This window comes from Corynebacterium incognita (assembly GCF_014217255.1).
Lineage (GTDB): Bacteria > Actinomycetota > Actinomycetes > Mycobacteriales > Mycobacteriaceae > Corynebacterium > Corynebacterium incognitum.
This window is the reverse complement of the sequence record NZ_CP059404.1, coordinates 791,103-812,536: the sequence shown is the minus strand read 5'-3', so window position 1 is coordinate 812,536 and position 21,434 is coordinate 791,103. Positions and strand designations below refer to the sequence as shown.

Genomic DNA, 21,434 nt, shown 5'->3' with positions numbered 1-21,434 from the left:
TAGACCCTAGCGGTCGTTGCCGGCTTTGCGGGAGCCATCTTCATCGACGTTGACGTCTTCCCAGTCGGCGTACTTGTCGTAATCCGCGTACTCGTCGTAGTCGGAGTAATCAGAGTAGTCGCCGTCCTCAGAAGCGTCCTCGCGCGAATCCGGTGCCCATCCCTCACCAGGACGCTTGGAAGCGAGCTCCCGCTGTAGGGACTCCAAATCCATTTCCGGCGTCTGGTACTTAAGCTGGCGTGCAATCTTGGTCTGTTTTGCCTTTGCGCGTCCGCGTCCCACGGGCATGACCCCCTTGAGGTGTGTAGAGCTATCCAGGGATGTTTTGGATGCCCCATCGACTTGTCTGTAAATGAAATGTTCCTGTTAGACACAATAGCCTGTTGGGCAAAAAAATTCCGCTCGGGGTCACACACCTGCTGTTTTGCCAGCTTAACTAGGCGCGGGAAATGAAAACGGTACCCCCTTTTAAGCTTGGCGACCGCGGAGTTTATCCACGGCCGCGCGGCCGGCCTTGGGGCCCTCGTCCCCGGGCAACGAGTCCGGGTCCACGCTGGCCGCAACATCGCCGATGAGCAATTCTCCCCGATCGAGGGCAGTGCGCTTCACCAGGGCGAGTGCGATCGGACCGTAGTCGCAGTCGTGGACGACGGTGCCGAGCCTGCCGACGCCCCGGCCGTTGAACGTGATCTCCGCGCCCGGACCGGGAAGCTCGGGCGCCGATCCGTCGAGGTGAAGCATGACCAGCAGGCGCGGGGACCGTCCGAGGTTCTCCACGCGGGCGACGGTCTCTTGGCCGCGGTAGCAGCCCTTTTCCAAGTGGACGGCCCCGGGGTTGTCGCCGCGCCCGATCCAGTGGGGGATTTCGTGGGGGATGGATTTACCGTCTAAGTCGGCGGCCTGCTCGGGCTCGAGCGCGCGGACGCGCTCTGCGGTGTACGCCATAAGGCCCGCCAGCGTGAACCCGGCGGCCTCGAGCGCGCTGACCGACGTTGCGAGCTTCGCGCGGTCAACCAGGACATCGACGCGGGGCCGACCCTTCCACGGAAAATCGCGCACCAGTGCGTGATCCGGGAGCGCCTCGCGCACGGCCGTGGCGGTGGTCTCGCCGAGCACCGTCGCCACGGCCAGGTCGGTCACAGAAATGCTGACCTCGGACCAGAACTTCATCTTCTTCAGGAACTCGGCCAACGAGGTGGCCAGATCAGCGGGGAGATCGAGGTAGAAGTCGGTAGCTCCAGCGTCGACGGCGCTCACCGCACCGGTGGGGACGGCGGTGACATCCATCGCGTGCAGAATATGACCCTGGATGTCCAAGTCCAAGGCCTGGCCGGTGAAGCCACTAGGGCCCGCGGTAGTCGCCGCAGAGTCCAGTTTCTGAGACAGGAGGTTGTTGAGGAAGCCGGGGGCGTCTGGCCCAGTGACTTTGATAACTCGGCGGTGCGAGCGATCCACCACGATGGGGTGGCTATCCGCGGCACGCTGCTCGTTCAGCGGGTTGCCGTAGTGCCACGCCACCCCCGCGGCGTCGACAAGCGTCTCTTCTTGATGCTCCGCGGCCCCAGGACGGGACAACAGTGGTGAAGTCATAGACGCCAGTGTAGTACTCGGGGTAGTACTCGGGCGCACGTGGCGTCGCCGGGCCCTGGCGGAGCGCAGAATGGGGGAGAAGAGCTCTAGCCCGCGATGCGCTTGAGCTGCGCGGACATATTCGGCTTGAGCTCGCCGTCGCCCATGCGCTCGTCTACCCACCCCAAGTCGTTGTTGGGCATGAGGCCATACATCCGGCGACCTGGGCCCAGCTTCTTCGGGCCGGTCTCCGTGACCATGGTGGAGGCGGATTCCAGCTGCCACGCGCGCTCGTTGTACGGCTCTCCGTAGAAGATCTCCACGATGCCGGTCGAGGACGTGTACGTCATCTCAATCTCGTCTTTCGGCGAAATACGCCAGAAGCCGGTCTCGCGGATAGTCGCGCCCTGCGAGTTGCCGTTTTCATCCAGGCGCCAGGTGCGCGAGGTGTAGGTCAGGTACTCGCCACCGTCGTGGGCGATGATGAGCTGTTGGCCGAAAGCGTACTGCTCGTCGTTTTCATCGAAGCCCTGGCCCTCGCCCTGCCATACGCCGACGAGGGGGAGGAGGCCAAGGAGGGCGTCGTTCAAGCTGGGTCCCTGGCGGAGGTTGGCGGTGTCGTCATCAATAGGGGTGGGGTCCAGGCCCACCGGCGGGATGTTGCGACTAGCGGCATCTTTCCACGCCTCGGCGGCCTGGTTCACGGCGTCGTTGCCGTTGATCTTTTCCCCGGAACCGGAATCCGGGGTGGGGTTTTGTGCGTTCTGTGGGGTCTGCGCGTTGCCGCCCGCGGCAGCGGCAGCGTCGGCGGGGGTGTCCTTCATCTGATCATCAGTCATGTCTCCACAGCCTAGTCGTGCACTCGTTTGCCGGTAAACTGTGCCCTCGTGCGAGTACTACTGATTGCGAACCCGAATTCTACGACCCAAGACGCGGGTCTGTTCCGGCAGATCATCCCTGTTTTGCGTTCCGTGCCGGGCCTGAAGATGCTGGTGAAGTACACCGCGTACCCGGGGCATGCGGAAATATTGTGCCGCGGTCTGACCCGCGCTGATTACGACGCGGTCATCGCTGTGGGCGGGGACGGGACGGTGAATGAGGTGGTGAACGGCCTGCTGGGACCGGCGGGCGACACCGAAGCTGCCGGCGGGGCAGCACGCACTGCCGACGTCCCGACGCTCGCGGTGATCCCCACCGGTTCGGCCAACGTCTTCGTCAGGGCCCTCGGGTTTCCCGCGACGCCGTTGGAGGCAACCCACGTGCTGGCGCACATCATGGAACGCGACCTGCGCCGCACTATCCGCCTGGGAACATGGGACTCTCGGTGGTTCGCTGTCAACGCTGGCTTCGGTATTGATGCCGATGTCCTTGCCCGCGTTGACCGTGCCCGGGAGAAGGGCTTCGCGGCCACGCCGCTGCGCTACCTCAATATTGCGGTCAAGGCTTACTTCCGTTCCCGGAATAATCCGCCGCAGATTGCCGTGACCGCTCACAACGCCGAAGGCGAATCGTTGAATGCCACAAACGTCCCGCTATTGTTTGCTTCCAACACCAACCCGTGGACGTTCCTCGGGCCGATGCCAGTGGTCACCAATCCACGCAATTCCTTTGACAAGGGACTTGGGCTGTTCGGCATCACCAGCTTGTCCGGTATGCCGGGCCTCGCCGGAATGCTCTATCTCGTGGGGTGGGCGAACAACGGCATCGTGGGCCGCTACGCGCAGGATCTGATCCTGCAGTTTGACGACGCCACCTCGGTGACGTTGGAATGTAAGGAGCCACAGCGCTTCCAGGCGGACGGGGAGTCTGAAGGCAAGCACAAGGCCGTGCGACTGCGTTCGGTTCCGGACGCACTCGAGGTCTTCGCGCCAAAGGATCCTCGCCCGCCGCACGAGCGCGGCGTCTCGGAAATGCTGCGGGACCTCTTCCGGCTGTAGGCCCCTACCGGTTCAGGTCCGCGGACCCTGCGGCGTCCTGCGCGGAGTTTTTCTCGTCGGGTTCTTCGCTGTTCTTATCCTTGTTCACCGAGGAAAACGGGTTCGGGTCTTGCTTGGGCTTGAATTGCTCGCCCAATTCCCCTTCTTCCTCCAGCGGCGACAGCGAAGACATTGCCAGTTTGACGTTGTGACGCTGGACATCGAAGGTGATTGCACCGTTGGTCATGCGCACCGATGTTGCCTGGTTTGGAAGCGGCAGGCGTCGGGTATCCATCGAATAGGAAAATGCCTCCTTGAGCTCCTCCTCGCTCAGCGGGGAGTCCGTTGGGGCGGACACGACCTTCACCGGGGTCATGTCAAAGCGCGGGCCGTGGAGGCGGAGAGTCACCAAGACTGTTGACTTTTCTTTCGTGCCCGGTGCTGTGCCGGTGAGCTCCGCTTCGGTGGTGATGCCGCCGCCGGGGGAGATGTCATCGGGGTTTGCGATGGACAGGTCCGTTATTCCGAGCACGCGGCCCAGAGACACTCCGTCGATGCTGATGCTGCGGGACAGCAAGGACACCGGCGCGTCGTCAAGATCGCCAGAGAGTGCCTGCTGCGGGGTGACGGTGACGTCACGCAGCACCGTCGAGGCGTTGACCATGCCAAACTCGGGCACCTCCACGTCCAGGGCATTGACTGCCATATGTGGAATTTCTTGAGAAATAAAGGCCTGGGCGTAGGGGAGCCCGCCGATAAAGACGTTGGGGGCCGTTTCCAAGCGGGAGTTGTCCTGCACGTGCTGCGCCACAACATGCTCTGCGTGGATGGCGATGCCTGAGTCGGCGGCGCCGAGCGCTGCCACGACGCCGCCAAAGATGAGTGCGGCTCGAAGGCGCCGGGCGGTTTTCGCAGGCAGATTAACGACAGTCACACCATCTATTCATACCGCATTATCCTGGGCGCTATGTCTATTGAGTCTCATGATGAGCAGTTTGATTCGCACCTGGACTTCCATCTGCTGAACCTGGCGTCACCGGACGCCCCCGACGCCGAGCGACTCCGGGCCGCGGCGCAGCTGGTAGTAGAAGCTGCGGAGTCCGCCGACGGAGTGCCGCCGCTGTCAGAACAATTCCTCCGCGGCCTCAGCGACGTGAGGATTGGCCATATGCATGTGGTTGCGTTGTGCGAGGGTCAATTGGTGGGATTTGCGGCATTGGCCCCGGCGCAGCAAGAAGAGACAGAGCAGGTGACTCCGGCGCAGGCAGAATTGGTGGTCGCGCCGATGTTCCGTCGCCGCGGAGTGGCGAAGGAGATGGTGGAGCATATTACGGCGGGCGCGCCGGGATTGCAGCTGTGGGCGCACGGCAACCTGGAGCCGGCACAGCGTTGTGCGGAGTCGTTGGGGCTGAGCAAGAAGCGATCCCTCGTCGTGCTGGGGCTCGGTGGGCAGGAGCTTATCGACGTCGCGGGGGAGGCGTCGGCCATCCAGATGCCCGGGGGCTTTGAATTGCTGAACTACACCGAGTCCGCGGAGCGTTGGGGGCAGGAGCTGGTGGACTCGGAGTGGCTGCGAGTGAATAACGAGGCGTTTTCTTGGCACCCCGAGCAAGGGGGCTGGGACGCAGCTCGTCTGGACCGCGCGCGAGAGACGGATTGGTATCGTCCAGAGGACGTCATGTTGCTATGGAACCTCCCCGATAGGGGGGAGCCAGGGCTAGCGGGGTTCCACTGGATGAAGCGCCACAACGCCGAAACCCCTGCGACCGCTGAGGTTTATGTGATCGGCGTTGGCGAGGGGTTTCGGGGGCAAAAATTGAGCAAACCGCTCCTCGTTTCGGGTCTACAACACCTCGTGAAAACAGGCTCTGAACTGGTTATATTGTATGTCGAATCAGATAACGAATCGGCTATGGGTTTGTATCGTGCCTACGGGTTCGAGGTGCGTGAGGAGCATGCGGTGTACGCGTGATGTGATAAGTGTCATGTCATATTCTGGATTGTTAACCTTTTGTTCACCGTAAATGCCCCTTGCGCTTAACCTGTGCCGGATAGCTTTGCCAGACGTGAGCAACAGGCGACTGTGCTTTGCCTCAAGAAGGCCTGGGGACCTAGGCGCTTGGGGTGAGGTGCGGACTCCGCTTTCTACATTTGTAGGACTCGGTGTTGCTCGGACTATGTACTGACTGACCTGCACCGGAAAGGTTTTCCCGTGATTCGCAACTTTAAGCGCACCGCCGCTATCTTCGGCGTCGTAGCTGTAAGCTCCTCCGCTCTCGTGGCTTGCTCCGACTCCTCCTCCTCCGACAAGGAAGCTAAGAAGGCTGAAATGCCAGGCGGCTACGCGCTGTCTGACGCTGAGGGCCAGCTCGTTGCTGAGGGTGCCTCCTCTCAGCAGAACGCCATGGACTACTTCGCAGCGAAGTTCCAGGAAATGACTGACGGCAAGCAGTCCCTCTCCTACACCCCGTCCGGCTCCGGCTCCGGCCAGACCCAGTTCCTGGGTGGCCAGGTTGCTTTCGCTGGTTCCGACTCCCCTCTGGACGAGGAGCAGGTCAAGGAAGCAGAAAAGCGCTGTGAGGGTTCCGAGGCTTGGCACCTGCCGTTCGTTATCGCTCCTGTGGCTATCGCCTACAACCTGGAGGGCGTTGACGAGCTGACCCTGTCCACCGAGAACGTTGCCAAGATCTTCAAGGGCGACATCAAGAAGTGGAACGACGACGCCATCAAGAAGGACAACGAGGGCGTTGAGCTTCCGGACAAGGACATCAAGGTTGTCTACCGTGCGGACGAGTCCGGCACCACCTCCAACTTCCAGAAGTTCCTCTCCGCTGCTGCGGACTGGAAGGGCGAGGGTAAGAACTTCCCGACCGGTGTTGGTGAGGGTGCTGACGGCTCCTCCGGCGTGACCACCCAGGTTTCCCAGATTGACGGTGGCGTCACCTACGTTGAGCACTCCCACGCTGTCCAGGCTGGCCTGGGCGTTGCCAAGATTGACTTCGGTGCCGGCGCAGCCGAGCTGAACGAAGAGTCCGTGGGTAAGGCTCTGGAGAACCTGAAGTTCAAGGGCGAGGGCAACAACATGGTTGTTGACTCCGAGGCTCTGTTCTCCTCCAAGGATGAGGGCGCATACCCGATGATCCTGACCACCTACGAGATCGTTTGCTCCAAGGGCTACGACGAGGCAACCGCTAACCAGGTGAAGGACTTCCTGATGACCGCTCTGGCTCACCAGGATGAGGGCCTGACCGAGGCTGGCCACATCCCAGTCACCGGCAAGCACTACGACCGCCTGGTTGAGGCAGTCAAGGCAATCGAGGCTAAGTAATTCAGCCTCCTAGGTTGTGATTGAATGTCCAGTGCCCCGCAATCGAGTGGCGCGCTGGACTAGATAACTGGCCCCCGCACGCGAGACCGCTGTGGGGGCATAGTTACGTTAAGCACACTTATTTGTTGTGCCACTTGCATTGTATATTCTCCGAAGTTGAAGGATCCTAGCCACATGGCAGATTACAACTCGACTAAAGGTGACCACGTCGAGATCGCGGACGACCGCGACATCAACGGCCACTCTGTAGTTCCGACCACCACGGCGACCAAGCCCGAAGAGCAACCCGAGCTCGTTGCTGAAGGCGGCGTAAAGCGCCCCGGTGACCGCATTTTCGAATTCCTGTCCACCGCATCGGCCAGCCTCATTACCATCTTCATCGCGGCGATTGGTGTCTTCCTGGTTATCCGAGCCGTCCCGGCGATGCAGAACAACGCCAATGGCATTGGCGGCTTCTTCACCTACTCTGGCGACTGGGACACCTCCGACGTGGCCAACATGTCCTTCGGTATCCCGAGTCTCTTCGCCGCGACTGTCACGATGTCTATTGTGGCGCTCGTCCTGGCCATGCCGATTGCACTCGGTGTTGCTATCTTCCTGGCTAATTACTGCCCGAAGAACCTGGTGAAGCCTCTGGGCTTCCTGGTTGACATGCTCGCTGCCGTTCCCTCGATCGTCTACGGCCTGTGGGGCTGGCTCGTTCTCGGCCCACTGCTGTCCAAGTTCTACGAGTGGTTGCACTCGTGGGCGGGCGGTTTCTTCCTGTTCACCACCTACTCCAACTCCCCGTCCTTCGGCACCGCCCGAAACATGTTCACCGGTGGCATTGTTCTGGCCGTGATGATTCTTCCGATCATCGCCGCCACCGCCCGTGAGGTGTTCGTGCAGACCCCGAAGGGCCACATCGAGGCTGCTCAGGCTCTGGGCGCAACGCGTTGGGAAGTTGTTCGCATGACCGTGCTTCCGTTCGGTCTGTCCGGCTACATCTCCGGTGCGATGCTCGGCCTCGGCCGTGCGCTGGGTGAAACCATGGCGCTGTACATGGTCGTGGGCCCGTCCACCGAGTTCCGCTGGTCCCTGTTCGATGGTGGTACGACCTTCGCTACCGCGATTGCTCGTGCCGCGCCGGAGTTTAACGACCCGACCCGTTCGGGTGCGTACATCGCCGCCGGCCTGGTCCTGTTCGTGTTGACCTTCGTGGTCAACGCTATCGCCCGTGCGATCGTGGCTAGCAAGTAGAAAGCGAGAAAACAATGACTAACAAGACTGTTGCCCCGACCTCCTCGAAGGTCAATGGCTCCTCCGCTTTCACTGACATCTCTGGCAGCCGTAAGGCCGTCAACACTATCGCGTCCGTCATCATCTACCTGTGCATGTTGATCGCACTGATTCCACTGGTATGGGTCCTGTGGGAGCTTATCGTCAAGGGCCTCCCCGTCACCCTGCGCGCCGAGTGGTGGACCGAGGACATGCTGGGCACGATGTACCACTCCAAGGGCGGCGGTGCGCTGCACGCCATCACCGGTACCTTCATCCAGACCCTGATCGCCTCCGTGGTCGCTATCCCGATTGGCGTGTTCACCGCCATCTACCTGGTGGAGTACTCCACCGGCGGCTGGCTGGGTCGCATCACCACCTTCATGGTGGACATCCTCTCCGGTGTTCCTTCCATCGTCGCCGCACTGTTCGTGTACGCAGCGTGGATCACCACCATGGGCTTCGACCGCTCCGGTATGGCTGTGGCCTGGTCGCTGCTCCTGCTCATGATTCCCGTGGTTGTTCGTAACACCGAGGAAATGCTGCGCGTGGTTCCAATGGACCTGCGCGAGGCCTCCCTGGCACTGGGCGTTCCGAAGTGGAAGACCATCGCCAAGATTGTTCTGCCGACCGCCCTGTCCGGCATCGTCACCGGCATCATGCTGGCGATCGCGCGCATCATGGGCGAGTCCGCACCGGTCCTGATCTTGGTGGGCTCGACCTCCGCGTTGAACACCAACCCGATGGACGGCCCGATGTCCTCGCTGCCACTGATGATGCTCGATATGTACAAGGCCGGCGTTACCGAAAACGTCCTGGACAAGATGTGGGGTGCCGCGTTTACGCTGGTGCTGCTGATCGCCCTTTTGAACATTGGCGCACGCATCATCTCCGCTAAGTACTCAGTCAAGAAATAATCACCCCTCTCATATCCCCAACAGGAGTAAATGATGTCCAAGCTTGCACTTAATGACGTCAACATTTACTACGGCGATTTCCACGCTGTACAGAACGTCAACATGCAGATCCCGGCACAGGCAGTGACCGCTTTCATCGGCCCTTCCGGCTGTGGTAAGTCCACCGTTCTGCGCACTCTCAACCGCATGCACGAGGTTATCCCCGGTGCTTCCGTCAAGGGCGAGATCCTTCTCGACGGCGAGAACATCTACGGCAAGAACATTGACCCAGTGGCGGTGCGTAACACCATCGGCATGGTGTTCCAGAAGGCTAACCCGTTCCCCACCATGTCCATCGAGGACAACGTTGTGGCAGGCCTGAAGCTGTCCGGTGAGAAGAACAAGAAGAAGCTCAAGGAAGTTGCAGAGAAGTCGCTGCGCGGCGCGAACCTCTGGGAAGAAGTCAAGGACCGCCTGGACAAGCCGGGCGGCGGCCTCTCCGGTGGTCAGCAGCAGCGTCTGTGCATCGCTCGTGCGATTGCAGTGGAGCCAGAGGTTCTGCTCATGGACGAGCCTTGCTCCGCTCTTGACCCGATTTCCACCCTGGCCGTGGAGGACCTCATCCACGAGCTGAAGGAAGACTTCACCATCGTCATCGTGACCCACAACATGCAGCAGGCAGCTCGTGTGTCCGACAAGACCGGCTTCTTCTCCCTGGAGGCAACCGGTAAGCCGGGCCACCTGGTGGAGTTCAACGACACCACCAAGATCTTCGAGAATCCTGACAAGAAGGAAACCGAAGACTACATCGCTGGTCGCTTCGGCTAAACCAGCACGCACATAGTCCGAGCAACGAGCCCGGCACTCCCGCACGCGCGGGTGGTGCCGGGCTCGCCTCAGTTTTCACGCCTCAACTCGGGACATATGAGCTACCACGAATCACAGTCAGGAACTGATCCCAGCGCTGGGCGGAGAGCGTCCACAGCACCGGTTGCCCAGTTGTCCATGGCGGTTCGCCTGGGGGAGAAGACACTGGCGAAGTGGTAGTTGCCGGACACGCGGAGGCCGTTGCGGTCGCGCAGGACCCCATGCGCTATTCGTCGGCTGTGTCCCGCTTCATGCAACTGCCGAATGGTCTCGACGGTGAGGCGCACACCGCCATGCGGGGTCTCCTTGACCGTTACCTCAACGTCAGCGTCGTCGAGAAGCTCGAAGCAACCTTCCGCGGCGTCGCCCGGGAGCTCCTCAAGTCATTTCCTGGGAGCAGCACTGTCGACGCCGTGAGTGAACTCGGCGAGGTCTATGCCGTCCGTGCCATGCTGGCCTGGCTAGGATGGCCGCAGGAATTGGAGCCGCGCCTGCTGGCATGGGTCCAGGAGAATTCCGCGGCCACCCGCTCCGGGGAGTTGGAACGCACGGCAGCGGTGGCGGCGGAATTCGACGCCATCATCGGGGACGTCATCACGCCGCGCGTGGACAATCCAGGAGAGGACGTCACAAGCGCGCTCGTGCACGATACCTCCTTGGGGCGACGCTTGGAGGGTGAAGAAGTTGTTTCCATCCTGCGGAACTGGACGGCCGGCGACCTCGGCTCCATGGCGCGCTGCATCGGGGTGATTGTCGCGCGCCTGTGCGACGACACCACACTCCAGGATCGGTTGCGCCAAGGGGTGAAGGAGGTGGAATTTACCTCTATCGCGGATGAGATCCTGCGCATTGACGATCCTTTTGTGTCCAACCGTCGAATCACCACCTGTCCAGTGAAGCTCGGCGACCTTGAGCTACCGGCTGGGCAGCGCGTGCGCATTCACTGGACCGCGGCGAACCGTGATCCGCGCGCCTTCCCGGAACCCGACACCTTTGCGCCCGAAGCCAACGCAGAGCGCAACCTCGTATGGGGCACGGGGCCGCACGAATGCCCCGGCAAACCGCTATCCATGGTGGAGTTGCGAGCGTTCTTCGAGGAACTATTAACACAGTTCAAGCTCGAACGTCCCGAACAGGGGACCGCGGCCGCGCCACAGAGGGAGGAATTCCCCGTGGGTGGCTGGGCGCGCCTGCCAGTTGTGTTAACGCGGCTTTAACCCTCAGGGGCATCGGTGGGGCGGGGGCTGGAGCGGCCGTGGAACTGCTTCTCCAGATCCTGGAAATGTCGGAGCATCTCTTCCCTGTCCTTGGCCTCGGCGCGCTCGGCCAGGTACTGGTCTGGGGTGAGTCCGGTGGTGAGGTAGACAATGCGGGCGGAGACGTTGACGCAGTGATCCGCGAAGCGCTCGTAGTAGCGCGCCAGCAACGTAAGATCGACGGCCTCGCGGGTGGTGTATTCCCACTCCTTCATCGTGAGCGCAGTGAGCAGGTGCTCGTTGATGTCATCAACCGCGTCGTCGTCCTTGGTCAGTTGCAGCGCCACGGTGGTATCCGGGCTGACCAGGAGGCTGCGGGTGGTTTCGCACATGTGGCGCACCAGTCGGCCAAGTTCCACAAAGTACCCGCGGTAGGCCTCAGGCACCGCCGGGTCTGGGTGGCGACGGCGAGCAGCCTTGGCCACGTGCTTGCTCAAGCTGGCCATTCGGTTGAGGTCTTCCACGATATAAATGGAGGAGACCACTTGGCGCAGATCGGAGGCCACGGGGTTCTCCAGTGCTAAGAGCTTCACGGCGCGTTCTTCGCAACGCTGGCGAATATCTTCCAGGTCATCACTGGTGGACAAGGCTTCTTCCGCGGGCTCGAGCCGGGAATGCACCAGGGCTTCAGTGGCCTTGTCCATGATCGAACCCACCATATCGCACATGATGATGAGATCGTGTGCGAAGTTGTCAAGGTTCTCACGATAGGCGGTACGCATGGAATCCATATTAGGGGAAAGTATGCGTTGGCGTGCGGCGAAATTTATCCGCCGGAATTTTCAATCTCCGCGCCGACCGGCACGGTATCGTCCTCGGGGTCGTCAAGCCAGCCGTCGGGAAGCGCCACCTTCGCCGGGGAACCCTGGCGCCCGCGGGCCCCGTCGGCGTCGTTAGCCTTAGCAGTAGAATCCGCCCACGGCTCCAGCATCTCCTTGAGGTGCGCCAGCGATTCCACCCGTGCCAACTGCGCGCGGACCTCGCCGCCGACGGGGAATCCGCGCAGGTACCAGCCCATATGTTTGCGGATATCGCGACAGGCGTGGTGCTCGCCATCATGCGAGGCCAGCAGCTCCGCATGGCGGTAAATAATGCGAGTAACTTCTCCCAGCGTCGGTTCCTCCGGGATAGGCTCGCCGCGCAGCTGGGCGGACAGCTCAGCGAACAACCATGGCCGTCCCAGACAGCCACGCCCCACGACCACGCCGTCGCACCCGGATTGCGCCATCATGTCCGAGGCGTCGGTGGCTTTGAAAATATCTCCATTGCCCAACACAGGTACCCCCGACTCCGCCAGGTGCTCCTTGAGGCGGGCGATCTCTGTCCAGTCCGCATCGCCTGAGTAACGCTGCGCAGCGGTGCGGCCGTGCAATGCGACGGCTTGGGCGCCCATGTCCACGGCGATCCGCCCGGCGTCGAGATGCGTGCGGTGCTCATCGTCGATGCCGATGCGCATCTTTACCGTTACTGGGATGTCCGTGCCCTCCGTGGCGCGCACCGCGGCGTCCACAATCTGGCCGAACAGCCGCCGCTTGTAGGGGAGCGCAGCGCCGCCGCCTCGGCGGGTGACCTTGGGCATGGGGCAGCCGAAGTTCATATCGATGTGGTCGGCTAAATTCTCGTCCACGATCATCTTCGCGGCTTTGTAAGTATATTCCGGATCCACAGTGTAGAGCTGCAGGGAACGCGGGTCCTCGTCGGGCGCGAACGTCGTCATGTGAATCGTCTTCTCATTGCGCTCCACGAGTGCTCGCGCGGTCACCATTTCGCAGACGTAGAGTCCCGACACGGTGCCAGTCAGCGCGCGCTCTTGTTCGCGGCACAGGGTGCGGAAAGCCACGTTGGTTACCCCTGCCATCGGGGCCAGGATGACGGGGGATTCGAGGTTAATCTTTCCAATTCGCAGACTCACAAGGCCCCATTGTGCTCCCTGTGCAGGTCTGAGGGCAAATATGAAATCTTCGCTGGCTTGCCGACGCCCGCGTGGGGCACGGCCACGAAACCCTCCGGGTGGGAGGCCTGTCAAAGTTTTGCAAACTATTGGAAAAGATTTGGGAAAGTTCGCTAATGTGGTCTGTGTAACTTTAATTGAAGGGGGCCAACGTACGTTGTCTGGCCATGTCCTTCCTGCAAGGAGGTAAAACGCATGTCCGAGAGGATCGCGAACGAATTTTTCCAGTCCAAGGTGATGTCTGCTGACGAGGCGGCGCAGTTTGTCAATCATGGCGACCGCGTAGGCATCTCCGGCTTCACGGGCGCCGGCTACCCGAAGGCTCTCCCACAGGCCATCGCGGACAAGGCGCGTGCGGCGCACGAGAAGGGCGAGGAGTTCAAGATCGACGTCTTCTCCGGCGCGTCCACCGCACCGGACGCAGACGGTGTTCTGGCGGAGGCAGACGCACTGCGCTTCCGCACTCCGTACAACTCCGATCCGGTCCTGCGTAACAAGGCTAACTCCGGCGAGATCCTGTACCAGGACGTGCACCTGTCCCACATCGGCATGCACGTAGAGCAGGGCTTCTACGGTGACTTCCAGGTCGCCATCATTGAGGCCGTGCGCATCACCGAAGAGGGTAACATCATCCCGTCCTCCGCAGTGGGCAACAACCTCGAGTACATCGATGCCGCTGACAAGATCATCATTGAGGTCAACGAGTGGCAGTCCCTCAACCTGGAGGGCATGCACGACATCTACAAGATTGAGAAGCTGCCTAACCGTCAGCCAATCCCGATCACCAAGGTCTCTGACCGCGTGGGCACCTCCTACATCGAGATTCCGCAGGAGAAGGTCGTAGCGGTCGTAGAGACCAACGCTCCGGACCGCAACGCTCCGTTCAAGGCCCCGGATGAGGTGTCTGAGAAGATCGCTGCAAACTTCATCGAGTTCCTGGAAGGCGAGGTCGCCGCTGGCCGCCTGGCTTACGACCAGTTCATCATGCAGTCCGGCGTGGGCAACGTCCCGAACGCCGTGATGGCAGGCCTGCTGGACTCCAAGTTCGAAAACATCCAGGCCTACACCGAGGTTATCCAGGACGGCATGCTCGACCTCATCGACGCCGGCAAAATGACCATGGCGTCCGCGACGTCCTTCGCGCTGTCCCCGGACTACGCAGAGAAGATGAACGCGGAGGCAGATCGCTACCGTAACCACATCATCCTGCGTCCGCAGCAGGTGTCCAACCACCCTGAGGTCATCCGCCGCGTCGGCCTGATTTCCTCCAACGGCATGATTGAGGGTGACATCTACGGCAACATCAACTCCACCAACGTGGGCGGCACCCGCATTATGAACGGCACCGGCGGTTCTGGTGACTTCACCCGTAACGCTTACATCTCCACCTTCGTGTCCCCGTCCGTGGCGAAGGACGGCAAGATTTCCGCCATCGTTCCTTTCGTGTCCCACACCGACCACACGGAGCACGACACCATGGTCATCATCACCGAGTACGGTGTCGCTGACCTGCGTGGCCTGGCTCCGCGCGAGCGCGCCGAGAAGGTTATCGCCATCGCTCACCCGGATTACCGTGAGGCACTGACCAGCTACTTCGAGCGCGGTATGCAGGGCAAGTTCGTACACACCCCGCACGATCTGAAGTCCGCCTTCGAGTTCCAGATTAAGTTCGCCGAGACCGGCGACATGCGCGACGCCGACGTCTAAACGTCGCTCGGAACCTGTTTCACCCGCCGAATTGACCTAGTTTTTGCTGGGCCAGCCCGGCGGGTTAAACTATGTGTTCGTTGGGCCTTTAGCTCAGTTGGTAGAGCTACGGACTTTTAATCCGCAGGTCGCGGGTTCGAGCCCCGCAGGGCCCACAGCAAGCACCCCATACGCTGCATAAACGCGGTGTATGGGGTGTTGTCGTTGGGGTGCTAGGTCATGGGGATCCCTTATTTGATCCCTCATCGCTGATCTTCTGCGCTCACCGCCGGGCGTGTGACGCGGTTTTTGCGTTGTGAGCGCAAGTCACGCAATATCGGCCTGAAAAACCGTCACTTGCGCTCACAACGTAAATTTTGCGGGGCTCACAGCGGGCGGCTGGCGCCGAGACCGCAGTCGAGTAGGGGACATGGCTACTCCAACCGCGACGCGGGATAGTGAAGGCAAGGTGCACTTCCGGCCCGCCCATGCCTGTCGCCATCAAGAAGTGCGTGCCGGACGAACAGCTCGTCGTGGACGCCGGCATGTGGGTGCCGGAGATGCGCGTCGAGGACGGCGCCATTGAGCTGTTGCACGCGATTGAGGATGCCGAGGGCGCGGCGTCGATAGGCCCGGGTTGGGAGTTCTACATGGACCGCCTCGCGGTCGCATACCGCGGCGAGGACGTTGTTGCCGTGGACCTCGAGACGGACTACTACCCGGTGATGAGCGACTATTTCACCGCGCTTTACGGACGCGTGGCTAGGAAGGCGCGCTAGCTCTTCACCATCTTCTTGATGGCTTTCATTGCCTCGTCGATCTTCTCGCGCGCCACCTCGCCGTCTTCGGCGGCGGCCCCGGTGACGCAGTGAGAAATATGGTCGTCGAGAAGCGCTAGGGCGACGTTCTCCAGCGCCGAGGTTACCGCGGAGATCTGGGTGATGATGTCAATGCAGTACTGGTCCTCGTCCACCATCCGCTGAATGCCCCGCGTCTGCCCCTCGATGCGCTTGAGGCGCATGAGGTATTTGTCTTTGTCCTCGTTGTAGCCGTGCACGTTCGCCTCGTGGCAGGCACACGTAGCAGTGGTATCTGAGGCTGCCGTGGGGGCTGCAGGAGAGGGGGCATTATCGGTGGCGCTCATAGACACTGATTATCCCACCCGCCGTGGCAAAGAGAAAGTGTGTGGGGGTAACGCCGCAGCGTGGCTGCCGATTTTGTTTCCACCGTAGCTGTCAAGTATATTTTGATAAGTCGCAACAGCGCGTGCGCGTGATGCGGCAGGCCCCCATCGTCTAGCGGCCTAGGACACCGCCCTTTCACGGCGGCGGCACGGGTTCGAATCCCGTTGGGGGTACGAAAAGTTCAGGACTTTTCGTACGTTTGAATAGCAATGGCCCTGTGGCGCAGTTGGTTAGCGCGCCGCCCTGTCACGGCGGAGGTCGCGGGTTCAAGTCCCGTCAGGGTCGCCATTGTTTTTAGCCTCCCGGCATCCATAGTGGTGTCGGGAGGTTTCTTTTTGTCGCATAGACCCGCGTGCCGAGGACGCTAGCGGTCTCGGTGTGGGCGGGGTGTTGAGGAAGTACTCTTCTAGGTTTGCGTGAATCGGGCATTTACCTGGCGATTTGTGCGATTCATAGCCAGCTGTGTAAAGTGAATTCTCGTGCAAAGGAGTGCCTCAAAGGTTCGCGCAGCGAGCTGAAGAGGGCTGCGGAGCATAAAACTGAAAAGGCCCTGTGGCGCAGTTGGTTAGCGCGCCGCCCTGTCACGGCGGAGGTCGCGGGTTCAAGTCCCGTCAGGGTCGCAAGGTTGTCCTTGTGGCAATCTTGGCCAGATAGCTCAGTCGGTAGAGCACACGCCTGAAAAGTGTGGGGTCGCCAGTTCGATCCTGGCTCTGGCCACAATCACACCCTCGAATTAACTAGGAAACGTCCAGTTAATCCGAGGGTGTTTTTGGCATACTGGGCGCCATGACAAACGCAGATGGCAAGAACGCAGAGTCCAACCCGGCAGTAGAAGTGCGCCAGGATGTGGAGAATTCGCGCTTCGTCGTCACCGTGGACGGCCACGAGGCTGGCTTCGCGGCGTACAACGAGGGGACTCCTAGCGCCGGTGCAGACGCCACAGTGGAACCGGCGGCTAACGTTCGCGAATTTGACCACACGGAAATCTACCCGGAGTTTCAGGGGCGGGGGCTGTCGAAGCCGCTCATTCAAGCCGCACTGGACGCCACGCGCACGGAGAGCTTGAAGGTGGTGCCGACCTGTTCGGCGGTTCAGGGCTTCATCGACAAAACCCCCGATTACCAGGACATGGTAGCCGAGGGCTAGGAGCTTCTTGCGCTTGTTGGAGCGCTAGATGTAATAGTCCGGATCCACCAGCTTGATGCGCTCTTCCTTGCGGCGCGGGCGGTTGGTGGCGGGGATGCCCACCGCGATGTGGTGAGCAGGCACGTCCTTGGTGACCACGGCGTTGGCGCCGATGGCGGAGCCCTCGCCGATGGTGATGGGGCCCAAGACCTTCGCGCCCGCACCCACCGTGACGTTGTCCTCAATAGTGGGGTGGCGCTTGGTCTGCGTCAGGACCTGGCCGCCCAGGGTGACGCCGTGGTACAGCATAACGCCGTCGCCGATCTCGGCGGTCTCGCCGATGACGATGCCCATACCGTGATCAATGAAGAATCGGCGACCGATTGTAGCCCCGGGGTGGATTTCCACGCCGGTGAGTAAGCGGGTTGCCTGCGCGAGGATGCGGGCGGGGCCTTTAAATCCGCGTAGCCATAACCAGTGGGAGATTCGGTGGGACCAAATGGCGTGCAGCCCGGAATAAACAATGGCGTTTTCCATGTCCCCGCGCGCGGCGGGGTCATGGTCGCGGGCGTTCTTTAGGTCTTCACGGATCCTCGCGATGATGCTCATGGGGACTGAGCATACTCTTTACTCTCGCGCCCCGCGGACATTAGTCTACGGCGACCGAGTGGGCTTGCCGCTTAGTCGCGGATGTCCTCGAAGAGGACGGTGGAGACGTAGCGCTCACCGAAGTCAGGGAGAACAACCACGATGGTCGTGCCCTCGTACTCTGGGCGGCCCGCTAGCTCGAGAGCAGCGTGTACGTTAGCGCCCGCGGAAATGCCGACCAGAAGGCCCTCGTCGGTGGCCAACTTCCGTGCGGTGGCGATGGCATCCTCGTTGGACACGGTCAGCACCTCATCCAGGATGGTGCGGTCCAGAACCTCCGGGATGAAGTTGGCGCCCAGCCCCTGGATCTTGTGCGGGCCGGCCTTGCCCGCGGTCAGGAGCGGGGAAGCAGCGGGCTCAACGGCGATGGCCTTGATGTCGGCGTTCTGTTCCTTGAGGTAGCGGCCGGAACCGGTGATGGTGCCGCCAGTGCCGATGCCGGCAACAAAGGCGTCGAGCTGGCCGTCGGTGTCCTCCCAGATTTCCGGGCCAGTGGTCTGGTAGTGGACAGCGGCGTTGGCTTCGTTGGCGAACTGCCGGGCCAGGATTGCGTTCGGCTCGGCTTCCAGGAGCTTGTTTGCCTTGTCGACGGCGCCCTGCATGCCGGCTGCGCCAGGTGTAAGGACGATTTCTGCACCATAAGCGCGCAGCAGGACGCGGCGCTCGTTGGACATGGTCTCCGGCATGGTGAGCTTCACGGTGTAGCCGCGCGCCGCGCCGACCAGCGCCAAAGCGATGCCGGTGTTGCCAGAGGTGGCTTCGATGATGGTGCCGCCAGGTTTGAGCTCGCCGGAAGCCTCCGCAGCGTCGATAATTGCCTTACCGATGCGGTCCTTCACCGAGTTAGCGGGGTTGAAGGACTCAACCTTGGCCACGATCGTCGCGCCCTTGCCTTCGGTAAGGCGGTTGAGGCGTACGAGCGGGGTGCCGCCGATGGTGTCGAGGATGTTGTTATAAATCTTGCCCATGAGGTGTACTTCCTTTGCGGATTGGGAATTTCAATTCTTTCTACTCCCTGGATGGTACACCACATTTCTAGACTTTCCAGTATATTGTTAGTAGACTAAACGGTCTACTAATCTACTATTTGTCCAGCGCATAGTCTAGAAACGAGGTTGTGGATATACCGCCTAGTGAAGGGGGTCAAAGAATACGACTGCGATGCGCGAGGGGCAATTGGGAGATTCAAAACTGAGGGGCTACTATTACCCCCATATAGCCCCGCGCAAGCGAAATTTTTGGAATTTTGTTGTTACATACAGCAAATTTCGGGTGCACCTTAACGGGTGTATCGGCGACAGTAGGAGAGGTCATGGATTCAGTACGAATCAAAGACGACGCAGAAGCGATCCGCTCGGCACTCACAGCGCTGAAGAACGAGACCGGCATCCCGGTCACGATGTTCGCGACGTTGCATAGTGATAATCGCTTGCACATCTCCCATTGGATTGGCCTCCGGACCCCGGCGCTGCAGGACCTCGTCCTGGAGCCCGGCGTGGGCCTTGGTGGTCGCGTCGTCGCTACTCGACGCCCCGTGGGTGTCACCGACTACGCGCGCGCTACCACCATCACCCACGAGAAGGACTCCGTCATCCAAGACGAGGGCCTGCACTCGCTAGTAGCTGTCCCTGTTATTGTTCGCCGTGAGGTGCGCGGCGTCCTCTACGTTGGTGTGCATTCCCCGGTGCGCCTTGGTGACAAGGTCATCGAAGAGGTCACCACCACTGCCCGAATTCTCGAGCAGGAGCTCGCGATCTCCGCAGCGCTGCGCCGTGGCGACGGCGCTAAGGGTGCTGGGGTAGGCAGCCACGTTATGAATGGTGCGGAGTGGGAACAGGTGCGTTCCACCCACTCGAAGCTGCGCATGCTTGCTAACCGGGTGGAAGACGAGGCGCTCCGCAAGGAACTGGAGTCTCTGTGTGATCAAATGGTCTCTCCAGTGCGGGTCAAGCAGACCACCAAGCTCTCCGCGCGCGAATTGGACGTTTTGTCCTGCGTCGCGCTTGGCCATACCAACGTCGAAGCCGCCGCAGAAATGGGCATCGGTGCTGAAACCGTCAAGTCTTACCTGCGTTCCGTGATGCGTAAACTTGGCGCGCACACCCGGTACGAAGCCGTTAACGCTGCCCGCCGTATTGGCGCCCTGCCGTGATGGCGCGCCGGGGAAGAAAGCCAGCGCGCTAGATTTCCCGGTAAGTTGGTGGGCGTGAAGGATCAATTCTTAGTTTCAGGGGGAGCCCGCCTGCAAGGCTCCGTGAAGGTGGATGGCGCCAAGAACAGCGTGCTTAAGCTGATGGCGGCTGCCCTGTTGGCCGAAGGTACCACCACCTTGACCAATTGCCCGGAGATTCTCGACGTCCCGCTCATGCAAAAGGTCCTCGAAGGGCTGGGGTGCGAGGTCACCGTTGACGGCGGGGCCGTCTCCATCACCACCCCGAGCGAGCTGTCTTCCGATGCCGATTTTGATGCAGTTCGTCAGTTCCGTGCGTCCGTATGTGTGCTTGGCCCCCTCACCGCCCGCTGCGGCCGGGCCAAGGTCGCTCTTCCAGGCGGCGACGCGATCGGCTCTCGCCCGTTGGATATGCATCAGTCCGGCCTCGAGAAGATGGGGGCCACCACCCGCATTGAGCATGGCGCTGTCGTTGCCGAGGTAGACCGGCTGCGCGGTGCGCACATCAAGTTGGACTTCCCCTCCGTGGGTGCCACGGAAAACATTGTGACCGCAGCCGTGCTCGCGGACGGGGTCACCACTCTGGACAACGCTGCGCGTGAGCCAGAGATCATGGACCTTTGCGACATGCTGATGTCCATGGGTGCGCAGATTGACGGCGCCGGCTCATCGACGTTGACCATCACGGGCGTCGACAAGCTTTGTCCCACCACCCACGAGGTGGTCGGTGACCGGATCGTCGCCGGCACCTGGGCCTACGCGGCGGTCATGACGCAGGGCGACATTACTGTCGGTGGAATCTCTCCACGCCATTTGCACCTCCCGTTGGAGAAGCTCAAGGTTGCCGGCGCCCACATCGAAACCTACGAGAATGGTTTCCGCGCCAAGATGGATCGCCGTCCGGACGCCGTGGACTACCAAACCTTGCCTTTTCCCGGCTTCCCGACGGACTTGCAGCCCATGGCAATCGGCCTCTCGGTGATTGCCAATGGCACTTCTGTGATAACCGAGAATGTCTTCGAATCGCGTTTCCGTTTCGTCGATGAATTGTTGCGCCTTGGTGCTGATGCACAAGTGGATGGCCATCACGTGGTCATTCGCGGAATCGACAAGCTTTCATCGACTCATGTGTGGAGTTCCGACATCCGCGCTGGTGCGGGGCTGGTCCTCGCAGGCTTGGTAGCTGATGAGCAGACGGTGGTGCACGACGTTTATCACATCGACCGCGGTTACCCGCACTTCGTGGAAAATCTCAACCGCCTTGGCGCCAACGTGCAACGAGTGAGCGTGGAGGAGCCAGAGATCTACTAGCTGCCCACTCCGCGAGGGCAAGCTTTTCGACGTCCCCGGTGCAGACCAAAACTAGTGCCTAAAACTGCGGTTTCTTGGTGGCTGTTTTTGTGTGTTGTGCTGGGGATTTGTGTTTGGTTTGTGTGGTGTGTAAGTTTATCTAGGTCAGCGCGACCGACAGCGCCCCACAGGAATTGATTGTTTCTGGTTGTGTGGCGGGAGGAAAACAGGTGCTGGCTAAACACTCGCTTATCTTCTTTGTGGTGGTTTTGTGCCGTCATGGGGTTGTGG

Annotated in this window: 21 protein-coding genes and 5 tRNA genes; 17 read left to right on the top strand and 9 right to left on the bottom strand. The window is 61.0% G+C overall.

The window, feature by feature from the left end; genetic code table 11:
• Positions 1 to 6: 6 nt before the first annotated feature.
• The 3 genes from H0194_RS03780 to H0194_RS03770 all read right to left on the bottom strand — a co-directional run bounded on the left by H0194_RS03780 (position 7) and on the right by H0194_RS03770 (position 2,408).
• On the bottom strand, positions 7 to 282 hold the full coding sequence (locus H0194_RS03780; protein ID WP_185176498.1) for a DUF3073 domain-containing protein: 276 nt from the start codon (positions 280 to 282) through the stop codon (positions 7 to 9).
• Positions 283 to 468: 186 nt separating this feature from the next.
• A complete protein-coding gene (gene ygfZ, locus H0194_RS03775; protein ID WP_185176497.1) occupies positions 469 to 1,590 on the bottom strand; it encodes a CAF17-like 4Fe-4S cluster assembly/insertion protein YgfZ in 1,122 nt (373 codons plus the stop codon).
• Between the two features lie 86 nt (positions 1,591 to 1,676).
• Complete coding sequence (locus H0194_RS03770) at positions 1,677 to 2,408, bottom strand: heme-binding beta-barrel domain-containing protein (RefSeq protein WP_246389051.1); 732 nt, start codon at positions 2,406 to 2,408, stop codon at positions 1,677 to 1,679.
• Positions 2,409 to 2,456: 48 nt separating this feature from the next.
• Here H0194_RS03770 and H0194_RS03765 point away from each other — a divergent pair, with 48 nt between their 5' ends.
• The gene (locus H0194_RS03765; protein WP_185176496.1) at positions 2,457 to 3,506 is read left to right on the top strand and encodes a diacylglycerol/lipid kinase family protein; all 1,050 of its coding nucleotides are present in this window, start codon (positions 2,457 to 2,459) and stop codon (positions 3,504 to 3,506) included.
• 4 nt (positions 3,507 to 3,510) lie between these two features.
• Here the strand turns inward: H0194_RS03765 and H0194_RS03760 are convergent, their stop codons facing one another.
• Positions 3,511 to 4,419, bottom strand: a complete 909-nt coding sequence (locus H0194_RS03760) for an LmeA family phospholipid-binding protein (protein WP_246389050.1) — start codon at positions 4,417 to 4,419, stop codon at positions 3,511 to 3,513.
• 33 nt (positions 4,420 to 4,452) lie between these two features.
• On the opposite strand from H0194_RS03760, the gene mshD reads away from it, so the two are divergent.
• From mshD to H0194_RS03730, 6 genes are all read left to right on the top strand, one after another.
• Entirely contained in the window at positions 4,453 to 5,457 is a 1,005-nt protein-coding gene (mshD, locus tag H0194_RS03755) for a mycothiol synthase (RefSeq protein WP_185176495.1), read from the top strand.
• Between the two features lie 240 nt (positions 5,458 to 5,697).
• Entirely contained in the window at positions 5,698 to 6,813 is a 1,116-nt protein-coding gene (gene pstS / locus H0194_RS03750) for a phosphate ABC transporter substrate-binding protein PstS (protein ID WP_185176494.1), read from the top strand.
• A 174-nt stretch (positions 6,814 to 6,987) separates the two neighbouring features.
• Positions 6,988 to 8,052, top strand: a complete 1,065-nt coding sequence (pstC, locus tag H0194_RS03745) for a phosphate ABC transporter permease subunit PstC (protein ID WP_185176493.1) — start codon at positions 6,988 to 6,990, stop codon at positions 8,050 to 8,052.
• 14 nt (positions 8,053 to 8,066) lie between these two features.
• Entirely contained in the window at positions 8,067 to 8,987 is a 921-nt protein-coding gene (gene pstA / locus H0194_RS03740) for a phosphate ABC transporter permease PstA (RefSeq protein ID WP_185176492.1), read from the top strand.
• A 33-nt stretch (positions 8,988 to 9,020) separates the two neighbouring features.
• Positions 9,021 to 9,794 (top strand): phosphate ABC transporter ATP-binding protein PstB, encoded by a 774-nt coding sequence (gene pstB / locus H0194_RS03735; RefSeq protein WP_185176864.1) that lies wholly within the window; start codon positions 9,021 to 9,023, stop codon positions 9,792 to 9,794.
• Between the two features lie 212 nt (positions 9,795 to 10,006).
• A complete protein-coding gene (locus H0194_RS03730) occupies positions 10,007 to 11,050 on the top strand; it encodes a cytochrome P450 (protein WP_246389049.1) in 1,044 nt (347 codons plus the stop codon).
• Here the strand turns inward: H0194_RS03730 and phoU are convergent.
• Positions 11,047 to 11,811, bottom strand: coding sequence for a phosphate signaling complex protein PhoU (phoU, locus tag H0194_RS03725; RefSeq protein WP_185176862.1), 765 nt, complete (start codon positions 11,809 to 11,811; stop codon positions 11,047 to 11,049). The two genes, H0194_RS03730 and phoU, sit on opposite strands and share 4 nt — an antisense overlap.
• A gap of 44 nt (positions 11,812 to 11,855) precedes the next feature.
• On the bottom strand, positions 11,856 to 13,001 hold the full coding sequence (dusB, locus tag H0194_RS03720) for a tRNA dihydrouridine synthase DusB (protein WP_185176491.1): 1,146 nt from the start codon (positions 12,999 to 13,001) through the stop codon (positions 11,856 to 11,858).
• A gap of 234 nt (positions 13,002 to 13,235) precedes the next feature.
• Between dusB and scpC the strand changes: the two genes are divergently transcribed.
• From scpC to H0194_RS03705, 3 genes are all read left to right on the top strand, one after another.
• A complete protein-coding gene (gene scpC, locus H0194_RS03715; RefSeq protein WP_185176490.1) occupies positions 13,236 to 14,747 on the top strand; it encodes a succinyl-CoA:acetate CoA-transferase ScpC in 1,512 nt (503 codons plus the stop codon).
• An 82-nt stretch (positions 14,748 to 14,829) separates the two neighbouring features.
• A tRNA-Lys gene (locus H0194_RS03710) sits at positions 14,830 to 14,902 on the top strand.
• Between the two features lie 312 nt (positions 14,903 to 15,214).
• Positions 15,215 to 15,505, top strand: a complete 291-nt coding sequence (locus tag H0194_RS03705) for a hypothetical protein (protein ID WP_185176489.1) — start codon at positions 15,215 to 15,217, stop codon at positions 15,503 to 15,505.
• On the opposite strand, the gene H0194_RS03700 is transcribed toward H0194_RS03705, so the two are convergent.
• The gene (locus H0194_RS03700; protein ID WP_185176488.1) at positions 15,502 to 15,870 is read right to left on the bottom strand and encodes a metal-sensitive transcriptional regulator; all 369 of its coding nucleotides are present in this window, start codon (positions 15,868 to 15,870) and stop codon (positions 15,502 to 15,504) included. The genes H0194_RS03705 and H0194_RS03700 overlap by 4 nt on opposite strands.
• A gap of 140 nt (positions 15,871 to 16,010) precedes the next feature.
• On the opposite strand from H0194_RS03700, the gene H0194_RS03695 reads away from it, so the two are divergent.
• The 5 genes from H0194_RS03695 (at position 16,011) to H0194_RS03675 (ending at position 17,056) form a co-directional block, all read left to right on the top strand.
• Positions 16,011 to 16,083, top strand: a tRNA-Glu gene (locus H0194_RS03695).
• A 38-nt stretch (positions 16,084 to 16,121) separates the two neighbouring features.
• A tRNA-Asp gene (locus H0194_RS03690) sits at positions 16,122 to 16,198 on the top strand.
• A gap of 258 nt (positions 16,199 to 16,456) precedes the next feature.
• A tRNA-Asp gene (locus tag H0194_RS03685) sits at positions 16,457 to 16,530 on the top strand.
• Positions 16,531 to 16,554: 24 nt separating this feature from the next.
• Positions 16,555 to 16,627, top strand: a tRNA-Phe gene (locus tag H0194_RS03680).
• A gap of 69 nt (positions 16,628 to 16,696) precedes the next feature.
• A complete protein-coding gene (locus H0194_RS03675) occupies positions 16,697 to 17,056 on the top strand; it encodes a GNAT family N-acetyltransferase (protein ID WP_185176487.1) in 360 nt (119 codons plus the stop codon).
• 24 nt (positions 17,057 to 17,080) lie between these two features.
• Here H0194_RS03675 and epsC read toward each other — a convergent pair whose 3' ends face one another.
• A complete protein-coding gene (gene epsC / locus H0194_RS03670; protein ID WP_185176486.1) occupies positions 17,081 to 17,644 on the bottom strand; it encodes a serine O-acetyltransferase EpsC in 564 nt (187 codons plus the stop codon).
• Positions 17,645 to 17,715: 71 nt separating this feature from the next.
• Complete coding sequence (gene cysK, locus H0194_RS03665; protein WP_185176485.1) at positions 17,716 to 18,651, bottom strand: cysteine synthase A; 936 nt, start codon at positions 18,649 to 18,651, stop codon at positions 17,716 to 17,718.
• A gap of 344 nt (positions 18,652 to 18,995) precedes the next feature.
• Between cysK and ramA the strand changes: the two genes are divergently transcribed.
• Entirely contained in the window at positions 18,996 to 19,835 is an 840-nt protein-coding gene (ramA, locus tag H0194_RS03660) for an acetate metabolism transcriptional regulator RamA (protein ID WP_185176484.1), read from the top strand.
• 54 nt (positions 19,836 to 19,889) lie between these two features.
• On the top strand, positions 19,890 to 21,164 hold the full coding sequence (gene murA, locus H0194_RS03655) for a UDP-N-acetylglucosamine 1-carboxyvinyltransferase (RefSeq protein ID WP_185176483.1): 1,275 nt from the start codon (positions 19,890 to 19,892) through the stop codon (positions 21,162 to 21,164).
• The last annotated feature ends 270 nt before the right edge of the window (positions 21,165 to 21,434 follow it).